We start from the raw sequence: 11,001 nt of genomic DNA on the forward strand, positions 1-11,001 counted from the left end.
ACTTGAAACTTGAAACATGAAACAAATAAAACATGAAACAAATTTCTACCTTCCCATATAAATCAACAAAACCGAAATATCACTTGGTGACACTCCGCTTATTCTTGAAGCCTGAGATATTGTTACAGGACGTATCTTGCTCAACTTTTGCTTTGCTTCAATCGACATTGATTTAATTTTATCATAATCGAAATTTTCGGGAATTTTCACATCTTCTAAACGAGTTAGTTTATCAGCGTTGTTCCTTTCCTTTTCAATATAACCAGAATATTTGACCTGGATTTCGGCTTGCTCCAAAATTTCCTGATCAACATCATTTGCCTCTATATATTCCTTTACTTTTTCAAATTTCATCATATCCTCCAAATCAATTTGTGGACGTGAGAAAACTTTAAACATTTTATCTCCTTGTGTAATGGGAGCTGTTTCTTTCGCTTCCAAAATTGGATTTGTTTCTGCAACCGAAACACTTGTCTCTTTAAAGAAAGCAACCATCTTTTCAGATTCATTTAATTTCTTTTCCATTCGGCGTAAACGAGCTTCTGAAGCCAGACCAATTTCATGCGACATTGGTGTTAATCTGAAATCGGCATTATCCTGACGCAACAATGTTCTATACTCTGCTCTTGATGTAAACATACGATATGGTTCTTCCGTTCCTTTCGTAATCAAGTCGTCAATTAAAACACCAATATATGCTTCGTCACGTTTTAAAATCAACGGCGCTTTTTCATGCACTTTTAAATGCGCATTTATTCCAGCCATCAAACCTTGCGAAGCAGCTTCTTCATATCCTGTTGTTCCGTTTATTTGTCCGGCAAAATACAAACCTTCAATTAACTTCGTTTCTAAAGTATGTTTCAATTGTGTTGGTGGAAAATAATCATATTCGATTGCGTAACCCGGACGAAAGAATTTCACCTTCTCAAATCCTGCAACAGAACTCAATGCTTTAAACTGAATATCCTCCGGAAGCGAAGTTGAAAATCCATTTACATAAACCTCACAAGTATTCCAACCTTCCGGCTCAACAAATAATTGGTGACGTTCTTTATCAGCAAAACGATTTATCTTATCTTCTATCGAAGGACAATATCTTGGTCCAAGACTTTTGATTCTTCCGTTGAACATTGGCGAACGATCAAAACCTTCTCTCAAAATATCATGAACATCCAGCGACGTGTATGTCATGTGACAAGATCTTTGATGCGTTAACGGAACGGTTAAATCCGAATAAGAAAACTTATCCGGTTTTGCATCTCCTTTTTCTTCGTTCATTTTCGAATAATCCAGAGAACGTCCATCAACTCGTGGTGGAGTTCCGGTTTTCATTCTTCCGGATTCAAAACCCACTTTTACTAAATCTTCCGTAATTCCTGTTGCGGCACTTTCTCCTGCTCTTCCTCCTCCAAATTGTTTTTCTCCAATATGAATCAAACCATTTAGAAAAGTTCCGTTTGTCAACACAACCGACTTAGACCGAATCTCTACTCCTAGCGAAGTTCTGATTCCTTTTATTTTTCCTTCCTCGATAATCAAACCTTTTACCATCTCCTGGTAGAAATCCAAATTTGGAGTTCCCTCCAACATCATTCTCCATTCTTCAGCAAAACGCATTCGGTCACTTTGAACTCTTGGCGACCACATAGCTGGTCCTTTTGATTTGTTCAACATCTTGAATTGAATTGCAGTTCTATCAGAAACAATTCCTGAGTATCCACCAAGCGCATCAATTTCACGCACAATTTGTCCTTTTGCAATTCCTCCCATCGCTGGGTTGCAAGACATCTGTGCAATGTTCTGCAAACTCATGGTAACCAATAAAGTTTTTGATCCCAAATTTGCGGCCGCTGCCGCGGCTTCAGATCCGGCATGACCTGCACCAACCACTATAACATCGTATTCTTCTAAAAACATTTTATTTTTTATTCTCTGGGAAACCGTTTAAGTCGGTTCTCAGAATTAAATCCTTTATTCTTTTGTTCCACGTGGAACTGCGCTTACGCGCAAAATTCAATTTCTGAAATTGCAAATTCCAAATTCCAAACTAAAACCTAAACTGTTTCACGTGGAACATCATTCATATATAAACTTAAAATTAAACTTCGTATACTTTCTTACTCTGTTCCACGTGGAACAGATTGAATTTATCTTAAATTAAAATTTAGATCATTCTTATAAAACAATCTTTCTTATTCCACGTCTAACGTATTCTGTCAAAAGTAAAAAAAAGTCAAAAATTTTTTCCTAAACGTTCCACGTGAAACACTATTTTTAATCTAAAACAAAATCACAAACGTTTCACGTGGAACAATTGGAATTTTAAATTTGAAATCTATTTAATTTACTGTTCCACGTGAAACAATTGGAATTTGGAATTTAAAAAATTGGAATTTTATTCTACTGTTCCACGTGAAACATTGCAATCTTTTCATCTTCTTTAGAACGCATAAGTTCTGCATCAGCATCACTTTTGTCCTTGTATCCACAGTAATGTAATATGCCGTGAGCCAAAACCCGTTTTAATTCATCATCAAAAGAAACATTAAAATCTTTTGCGTTATCTTCTACTCTTTCAACAGAAACAAAAATATCTCCGTTTAATTCGTTTCCAACTGTGTAATCAAAACTGATAATATCAGTTAAAGTATCGTGATTTAGATATTCTACATTTATCTTATGAAGATATTCATCATCACAAAATATGTAGTTTATCTCTCCTTCGTTTTTGTTTTCAGAAACTATTACAGCACTCAACCAATCTGCAAAGGCTTGTTCGTTATCTAAAGTAAATTCGGTTTCGTAATTAAAGTCGATCATTTTGTATTAAAATATTCTTGAACCTTTTGATTAAAATTCGAGCGCAAAGGTAGTGATTGTCTGTTTAAAATCTCTACACTGTTTAAATAATCCAATAACGAGCTTGGTAAAGCATTCGAACGATTAGAAAATTCAGCTTTATTTGTTTCAGATTGACGCTTTGTATCTTGACCTTGTTGCTGAACTGCATTGTTTAATTTTAATAATTCTTGCTGAATATTAAGGATGCGTTGCAAGTTCTCGTTTTTAAAACCTTTATTTAAAAGTTGCTTTTCCGAAGCTTTCATTTGATCTATTACAGATTTACCCTGAGAATCTAAACCTTGTTTTGCTAATTCTTTTTGTAATGCTTCACGAAGTTTTACCTGTTCTTTGTAAATTTCCATGATTGCTTCAGCATCTCCTTCTCCGTCATTTCCATCTTTTCCTTCATTTCCTTTTCCACCATTTTTATTACCTTGTCCATCTTTACCATCTTTACCTTCTCCGCTTTTATCTTGTCCATCTTTCCCTTGACCTTGTTTTCCTTCTCCTGATTTTCCTTGTTGTCCTTCTCCAGGTTTGTCCCCCGGTTTCATTCCAGCTTTCATTTTATCAGCAAGACTTTTTTGTTTCTGAATAATATCCGGCAATTGCATTCCCTGACCATCTCCCGGTTTTGGTTTTCCTGATCCCGGTTTAGACATTGACATCTGCATATTATTTAATAAATCACTTAAAAAATCGGCAAGTTTATTGGCAGATGAAACAGCATATTGTTGATGCGAAACTCCTTTTGGGATTTGAACGTCGCCTAAAGTTTCAATTGCTTTATCTATATTATATTGTACATTTCCTATTTCCTTAGTAACATCTTCAGCAACTTTAGGATTACGAAGTGACAAGGCAAACAAACTATCATCGACATATCTAAACTGCTGTTTCAAATTCTGCTGGATTTTTATATTCTTAGTAAAAGCAGATGAACCCAATTTCATAGATCTAAATTGTTTCATCACATCTTCCTGCGATAATGAATAAGCAAGAAGATTATCAAGAACCTGACGAAGCATTGCAACATCTTCTTCTAATTGTTCTTGTTCTCCACCTTCCATACCAGCATCCATTTGCTCTGCCATACTCTTCATTTTCTTAGCAGCATTTTTTTGTTTTGGCTTAGCCGAAGAAGAATTCTTTTTACTCAATTCTTCAGATGCTTTTTTTAAATCATCTTTCAAATCTTTCTCTTTTGAAGCATCAGCAGGAATATCCAAAGGCGCTTTTAATGTTTTATTTTCTTCTTTCAGATCTTTTAAATCTTCCTGAATTTTATCAAATGCTTTATTGATATCATCCTGTTTCTCCTGTGTATTTTCTTTTTCTTTATTTGAAAGTTGCTCTTGTTGATCTGCTAACTTCTTTAATTTATCAGCAACTTGTTCTGCTTTTTTAGAAACATAAAAACGTTTCGTAAGTTCTACTAATTGTTCAAGATTACGAGATTGGTTTTTGCTTATCTGTTTGAATTTTTCCATCTTATCAAACAAATCTTCGCTATTCAATTTGTCATTTAAGTTCTTCAACTCATCCATTAACTTCTGATTTTTTTCTAAATCTTTCTCTGCATTATCTAAACGCTTTTGCAAATCATCAGCCGTTTTATCTTTCTTTTCAGACTGAAACTTATCTAAATTCTTATTCATTTTCTCAGCAAATTGTTTCATCAATTCGTCTTGCTGTTTCTGACGTTTAATAAAATCATTTACTTTTTGTTGATCCTTAAATTCTAAATTATCTTTTTCTTTTCCTGCTTTCTGAATCTTATCCATTTCAGAAAATTGTTTGGTTTGATTCTTTAAAGACTTTTGCAGACTATTGATATTCTCATTTTGTTGTTGCAATTCTAAATCATGAACTTCGTCTGTTGTAGAAACACGATCAGAAAAAACAGAAGACTTTGTACTCTTAAATCCATGAGGCGCATCATTATCAAAAACCTCAAAATAGTATTCATAAGATACTCCTTCCTGAACAGCAAGATTACTTGGGAAGTTAAAAACAAACTGATCAAATACTCCGGACTTAACAGGTATCGTTCCTCGCTTTGCAGTATTTGGCTTGTTACGTTCGTAGTACACCACTTGTAATTTTGACAAACCATAATCATCCCCTAACCTACCCAAAACATAATTTTTATCCAGCTTTAAACTGTCCGGTGCAGGACTAACTGTGATTGTTGGATGCTGGTCTTTGATTACAGATAGCTGATAATCCAGTTTTTCATAGTTTTTAACCTTATTATTCGAGGTAAGAATTTGATATTCTGTATTTTGACTGATATTTTTAGCCAATTTAAACTCATTTTCGGCTTTATTGAACTTAAAAGTCGCATTATCATCCTTCCAAACAATTTCCTGAGTCGACTGTGTATTCATTTTCCAGGTTACTAAAGTTCCTTCCGGTACGATTGCATTTCCTGTTCCCTGAATAATTTCTGATTTCTTTTTAAGATAACTTGGAAAATTCAACACCATTTCAAAGTTGGCAATTGATGGAACCGTGATTACTTTCAAATCATAATCCTGAGATGAGACAGAATTTCCTTCAAACGAAAATTCAACATCAGAAACTGGTTTTTCAATTTTGAATTCGAACTTTCCAGGCTGAGATGATTCCATAAAATAACTTTCGCTACCAATATGAATCATTACATTCTCCGGAACTACGTTTCCAACAGATTCCATTTTAATAACGAAATCTTTATTTTGTTCTGTTTGTAAATTGGGATTTAGCACCACAAATTTAAAAGGAGCCGGTGGTAAAAATGTAGCATTAAAATGTACCACTCTATTTAAACTTTGAGAAATCACATTGCTGTTTCCTGAAATATAAAACACAGCGAAAAGCAAAACTGGAATTAATGCTAATGGTAAATACTTTTTATTTGATTTAAAATTGATCGCATTCCCAAATGGAATTGGCTGCAAAGAATTTGCTTTTTGTTCTATCGAAGCTATCATTAATTCTGAACTTTCTATTGAATTCTCAGACGCCGACAATTGCAAAAAGTTAGTTAGCTTATCACTTACTTCACTAAAATGATTTCCAATAATAGTGGATGCCTGATTATAATCGATTCCTTTTTGAAGTTTGAATAACTTGAAAATTGGAAACAAGATAAATCGAAACAAAAGAAAAACTTCTACTCCTATAAATATCCAAAACAATATTGTTCTACCTAATGGTTTTAGCCAAAGAAAGTACTCAATAAAAAGCGTAAATAGAAAGTATAATAAACCGAAACCAATAAAAAGAAGTCCTCCTTTTATTAATTCATTGGTATAATATTTCTTTATAAATGCTTCTAACTTTTGATATATCGCAGATGTTGTTTTCAATGTGAATCACTTTTATTTATAACCCATAAAAGTAGTAATTTTAAGTATAAGTTTGAAAGTCCAAAGTCGAAAGTCCAAAGTTATCATCCTGACGCAAAACCTTTCAGACTTTCGACTTTTGACTTTTGACGAATGTTGTATCTTTGCATCAAAATTTAAACAAATGTCAAAGCAAGTTCGTGTGCGTTTTGCACCAAGTCCAACAGGACCTTTACATATTGGCGGAGTTCGTACTGCCCTATTTAATTATTTATTTGCCAAAAAAAACAACGGAGTTTTCTATTTAAGAATTGAAGATACAGATCAAACCCGTTTTGTTCCAGGTGCCGAAGCTTATATTATGGAAGCGCTGGAATGGTTAGGAATTTCTCCAGAAGAAACTGTTGGGAAAAATGAAAAATTTGGTCCGTACAGACAAAGTGATCGTAAAGATTTATATCAAACTTATGCTGATCAATTGATCAATTCTGGTTGGGCATATTATGCTTTTGATACTCCGGAAGCTCTTGATGCTTTGAGAAAAGAACAAGAAGCAGAAGGAAAAACATTTATTTATAATCATACGATTCGTGAAAAGCTGGATACTTCTCTGGTAATTTCATCTGAAGAAGTTGCTAAAAGAATTGCAAATGGAGAACATTATGTGATTCGTTTTAAAACTCCGGTTGATGAAACTTTGCATTTAAAAGATATTATTCGTGGTGATGTTAAGTTTGAAACCAGTTTACTTGATGACAAAGTATTGTTTAAAAGTGACGGAATGCCAACCTACCATTTAGCGAATATTGTTGATGATCATTTGATGGAAACATCACATGTAATTCGTGGTGAAGAATGGTTGCCATCTATGCCACTTCACGTTTTATTATACAGAGCTTTTGGTTGGGATGCTCCGGAATTTGCACATTTACCTTTGATTTTAAAACCGGTTGGAAACGGAAAATTATCAAAAAGAGATGGTGACAAATTAGGATTTCCTGTGTTCCCATTAGAATGGAAAACTGAAGAAGGTATTTCATCCGGTTACAGAGAGAATGGATTTTTCCCGGAAGCAGTTATAAATTTCCTCGCTTTGTTAGGATGGAATGACGGAACTGATAAAGAATTATTTTCATTAGAAGAATTAGTGGAGTCTTTTGACTTGAACAGAGTTCATAAATCCGGAGCAAAATTTGATCCTGAAAAAAATAAATGGTTCAATCACCAATACCTAATCAAACAAAATGACACTGATTTAGCGAAAAGCTTCACTCCTGTTTTAGTTGAAAAAGGTGTTGATGTTTCTAAATATGATGTTACAAGAATTGTTTCTTTGATTAAAGAAAGAGCTCATTTTGTTTCTGAATTTTGGGATTTGACTGATTTCTTTTTCCAAGCTCCAACATCATACGATGAAAAAGCAAGTAAAAACTGGAAGGAAGAAACATCCGCATTAATGCAGGAATTGATTTCAACACTTGAATATATTGACGGTTTTGATTCGGTAAATATCGAAGCAATCGTGAAAGACTGGATGACTAAAAATGAAATTGGAATGGGTAAAGTAATGCAGCCTTTCCGTTTGAGTTTAGTTGGAGCTCTTAAAGGTCCTCACCTATTTGACATTGTAGAAATAATCGGAAAAGAAGAAACTATTTCAAGAATTCAGAAAGCAATTGCCACATTATAATTTTTTTCTACAATACGAGATTAAGGAAAATTAAGTCAAGCTTTATACACTTAATATCTTAATGGTAAAATAACTTCAGCGCTAAGAACATTATTAAAATGTTCTTAGCGTTTTTTTTATCCTTTAAAAAATTGAATTTGGCAGATTATTCGTAATTTACCCGATCATAAAAACTAAATCTATATCATTATGAATCCAGTACTTATTATCTTTTTAGTCCTTGCTTTCTTTATTTTCATGTCTTCTTTTTTTACCGTCAAACAACAATCATCAGTTGTAATTGAAAGATTTGGTAAATTTTTAAGCGTGAGAAATTCAGGTTTACAACTTAAAATTCCGATCGTAGACCGAATTGCAGGACGTGTAAATCTTAAAATTCAGCAGTTAGATGTTATCATCGAAACCAAAACCAAAGACAACGTTTTTATTAAAATGAAGGTTTCGGTTCAGTTTAAAGTGATTCAGGAAAAAGTATACGATGCTTTTTATAAATTGGAATATCCACATGATCAAATTACAGCGTATGTATTTGATGTTGTTCGTGCCGAAGTTCCTAAACTAAAATTGGATGATGTATTTGAAAGAAAAGATGATATTGCCATTGCAGTAAAAAGAGAATTGAACGAAGCCATGACTACTTACGGATATGATATTATCAATACATTGGTTACGGATATTGATCCTGATATTCAGGTAAAAAATGCGATGAACAGAATCAATGCTGCAGACAGAGAAAAAACGGCTGCAGAATTTGAAGCTGAAAGTTCAAGAATCAGAATCGTTGCAAAAGCAAAAGCCGAAGCCGAAAGTAAACGTTTGCAAGGACAAGGTATTGCAGATCAACGTCGTGAAATTGCAAGAGGTCTGGTAGAAAGTGTTGAAGTTTTAAACAGTGTTGGAATCAATTCGCAAGAAGCTTCAGCATTAATTGTAGTTACACAACATTATGATACATTGCAAGCAATTGGTGCAGATGCAAATTCTAATTTAATATTGTTACCCAATTCCCCTCAAGCCGGAAGTGATATGCTAAATAATATGGTTGCATCGTTTTCAGCATCTAATCAGGTTGGAGAAATGATGAAAAAAAACAATAAAAAAATTGTGAAACCAAAACCTATTGAACCGCAATCTGGTTATGAAGATGACATTGAACCGGAAACAAAATAATTATATAAAACGAAAAAGAGGCTTAATTGCCTCTTTTTTTATTGATAAACCAATTGATTGCATAAGGCAAAACTGATCTTAAAATTTGTGAATATGAGTGAGAAAAATATTCTGTAAAGGAAGAAAAAAGCCCTCCAAGTACGTTTTGCGGAGTTATAGATTCTTTTGTTTTCTGAAAACTTAAAACCAATTTGTGATAACTAATTTCTTTTTCCAGTTTTAAAATTTCTAAATCTCTTTCGATTTCTGCGTACGATGCGTATTTTTTACTTTCCATAATTAGTCATTAAAAAAGATTTCTGAAAATTTCTCCAGGATTGGGCCTTCAACAACTTTGTCTTTTAAGAAGAAAAGTAAAATTGTTAAGAATAAATAGATCCCTCCTACTGCTAAAAATCCAAGTGCATTACTTTCAAATAAAGCTCCAAAAGCATATGCTGCGGCGAAAGATCCAAAAAACATAACCATACTAAAGCATAATAAAATAAGGGTAAACTTAAAAATTAAAGTAGTCGATTTCATGGCAACTTTAAATCCCCAGAGTTTATAATATGCAAAATGACTATCCAGATAAACTTTAGCCTGATCCTGAATATTTTCAGTATTTTCTTTTAAATCTTCAAAAGCCATAATTAAATTTTTTATTAACAAAAAAGCACAAACTCACCTATAGAATAAGTAAGTTTTGTGCTCTTTGAATTATTATTATTTTTGAAGTTTAGCGTTTTGTGATTTTAAATCAGATAATTTAGATTCAAGAAAAGAAATTACCTCTTCGGTTTTATGACTCACATTTGAAAGTAAATCATCAAAAGTTCCATCAAGATTTTGCGTAGCATTAGCAAATTTTTCACGTAACACTTCAGAACCTGCCGAAAGTGAATCTTGCAAATTATGTTTCGCATCATCTAAACCTTCTTTTAGTTTAGCACGAGTTTTTGATCCTTTATCCGGGGCAAATAAAATTCCGATTGCTGCTCCTACTGCAGCACCAGCTAAAATTGCTGCAACTGTATTAACGTTTTTTGACATAATATTTAAATTTAAATGATTACTAAAGGTACTCTTTTTTTGAATTACAAATTATTCAATACTGGTAATTAAATAAATATTAACAATAAAATTAATACACATACGCAACCGCTTCATAATTCCCATCTCCGTTTTCAACTATACTCACAAACGGATATCCGTTAGATGCTGATTCTGTTTTGATTCTCATAGCAGTATGATTTTGATTTGCAATTGGCGGTTCTCCTTTTGTCTTTGTCGAGACTCCTGAAAAATTAGCCACTTGTTTTAAACCTATTGTCTTTTCCTGAGATAAAACAGTTACGAATTTATAATCTGATTTTGAATCTACTATCACTTTATCAGTAACTTTTTGAGTTTGATTCGATTGTTTGTTGGTGATTTTTGAAACAGCATATTTGCTGATTTTATGTTCTTCAGAACTTCCGTTGAGGGAATAATAAACTAAATCATTTTCGAATTTGATAAAATTGACATCTAGTTCTTCACCGTTGTGTTTAGAAACTTGATGTGTTTGAGAAATTGCAACATTCGCAAATAAAATAGACAGCGTAAAAAATAGAATTTTCATAATAATAAAATTTAAGGATTAAATTGTTTGATGCCAAAAACAAACGACAAGATTTCAAATAACCCATAAAATTAATTTCATGAAATTTTTAAATTATGAAATGCTCCTGAAAAAATACTTCCATATTTTTAGTATTATCAAAATACAATCACAATTACAACTGACCATAAAATCAATTTGCAGATTCTGATTTAGAATTCAATCTAAAAGCAAAAATTATTTATTTCCACGATTTAGAAAAACTCAGATTCGATTCATAAGTGTTGTTTAAAAAATTTGACACTTTTGATTTGACCTCGGATAAAAATAGGAACTTTATAAACAATTGTATGTTAATAACCCGTTAAACTAAGAAAAACGAT

Annotated in this window: 9 protein-coding genes; 2 read left to right on the forward strand and 7 right to left on the reverse strand. The window is 32.8% G+C overall.

Translation table 11 applies throughout. The features are described 5' to 3' along the window. Positions 1 to 45 precede the first annotated feature (45 nt). From mnmG to ACHRVX_RS07800, 3 genes are all read right to left on the reverse strand, one after another. A complete protein-coding gene (mnmG, locus tag ACHRVX_RS07790; RefSeq protein ID WP_395330945.1) occupies positions 46 to 1,917 on the reverse strand; it encodes a tRNA uridine-5-carboxymethylaminomethyl(34) synthesis enzyme MnmG in 1,872 nt (623 codons plus the stop codon). A 483-nt stretch (positions 1,918 to 2,400) separates the two neighbouring features. Then, positions 2,401 to 2,820: an rRNA maturation RNase YbeY gene (ybeY, locus tag ACHRVX_RS07795; protein WP_395330947.1), complete on the reverse strand. Its 420-nt coding sequence runs from the start codon at positions 2,818 to 2,820 to the stop codon at positions 2,401 to 2,403. After that, positions 2,817 to 6,197 (reverse strand): hypothetical protein, encoded by a 3,381-nt coding sequence (locus tag ACHRVX_RS07800; protein ID WP_395330949.1) that lies wholly within the window; start codon positions 6,195 to 6,197, stop codon positions 2,817 to 2,819. Before ACHRVX_RS07800 ends, ybeY begins: the two co-directional genes overlap by 4 nt. 163 nt (positions 6,198 to 6,360) lie before the next feature. Between ACHRVX_RS07800 and gltX the strand changes: the two genes are divergently transcribed. Next, entirely contained in the window at positions 6,361 to 7,866 is a 1,506-nt protein-coding gene (gene gltX / locus ACHRVX_RS07805; protein WP_395330951.1) for a glutamate--tRNA ligase, read from the forward strand. A 189-nt stretch (positions 7,867 to 8,055) separates the two neighbouring features. Then, complete coding sequence (locus ACHRVX_RS07810; RefSeq protein ID WP_395330953.1) at positions 8,056 to 9,036, forward strand: SPFH domain-containing protein; 981 nt, start codon at positions 8,056 to 8,058, stop codon at positions 9,034 to 9,036. Between the two features lie 22 nt (positions 9,037 to 9,058). Here ACHRVX_RS07810 and ACHRVX_RS07815 read toward each other — a convergent pair whose 3' ends face one another. The 4 genes from ACHRVX_RS07815 to ACHRVX_RS07830 all read right to left on the reverse strand — a co-directional run bounded on the left by ACHRVX_RS07815 (position 9,059) and on the right by ACHRVX_RS07830 (position 10,639). Further along, the gene (locus tag ACHRVX_RS07815) at positions 9,059 to 9,313 is read right to left on the reverse strand and encodes a DUF6327 family protein (protein ID WP_395330954.1); all 255 of its coding nucleotides are present in this window, start codon (positions 9,311 to 9,313) and stop codon (positions 9,059 to 9,061) included. A gap of 2 nt (positions 9,314 to 9,315) precedes the next feature. Then, positions 9,316 to 9,666 (reverse strand): competence protein, encoded by a 351-nt coding sequence (locus tag ACHRVX_RS07820; protein ID WP_395330956.1) that lies wholly within the window; start codon positions 9,664 to 9,666, stop codon positions 9,316 to 9,318. 75 nt (positions 9,667 to 9,741) lie between these two features. Then, the gene (locus ACHRVX_RS07825) at positions 9,742 to 10,068 is read right to left on the reverse strand and encodes a YtxH domain-containing protein (protein WP_394772987.1); all 327 of its coding nucleotides are present in this window, start codon (positions 10,066 to 10,068) and stop codon (positions 9,742 to 9,744) included. 91 nt (positions 10,069 to 10,159) lie between these two features. Continuing rightward, the gene (locus ACHRVX_RS07830) at positions 10,160 to 10,639 is read right to left on the reverse strand and encodes a hypothetical protein (protein WP_395330958.1); all 480 of its coding nucleotides are present in this window, start codon (positions 10,637 to 10,639) and stop codon (positions 10,160 to 10,162) included. Positions 10,640 to 11,001: the final 362 nt, after the last annotated feature.

Source organism: Flavobacterium sp. FlaQc-47, from assembly GCF_044006475.1.
Lineage (GTDB): Bacteria > Bacteroidota > Bacteroidia > Flavobacteriales > Flavobacteriaceae > Flavobacterium.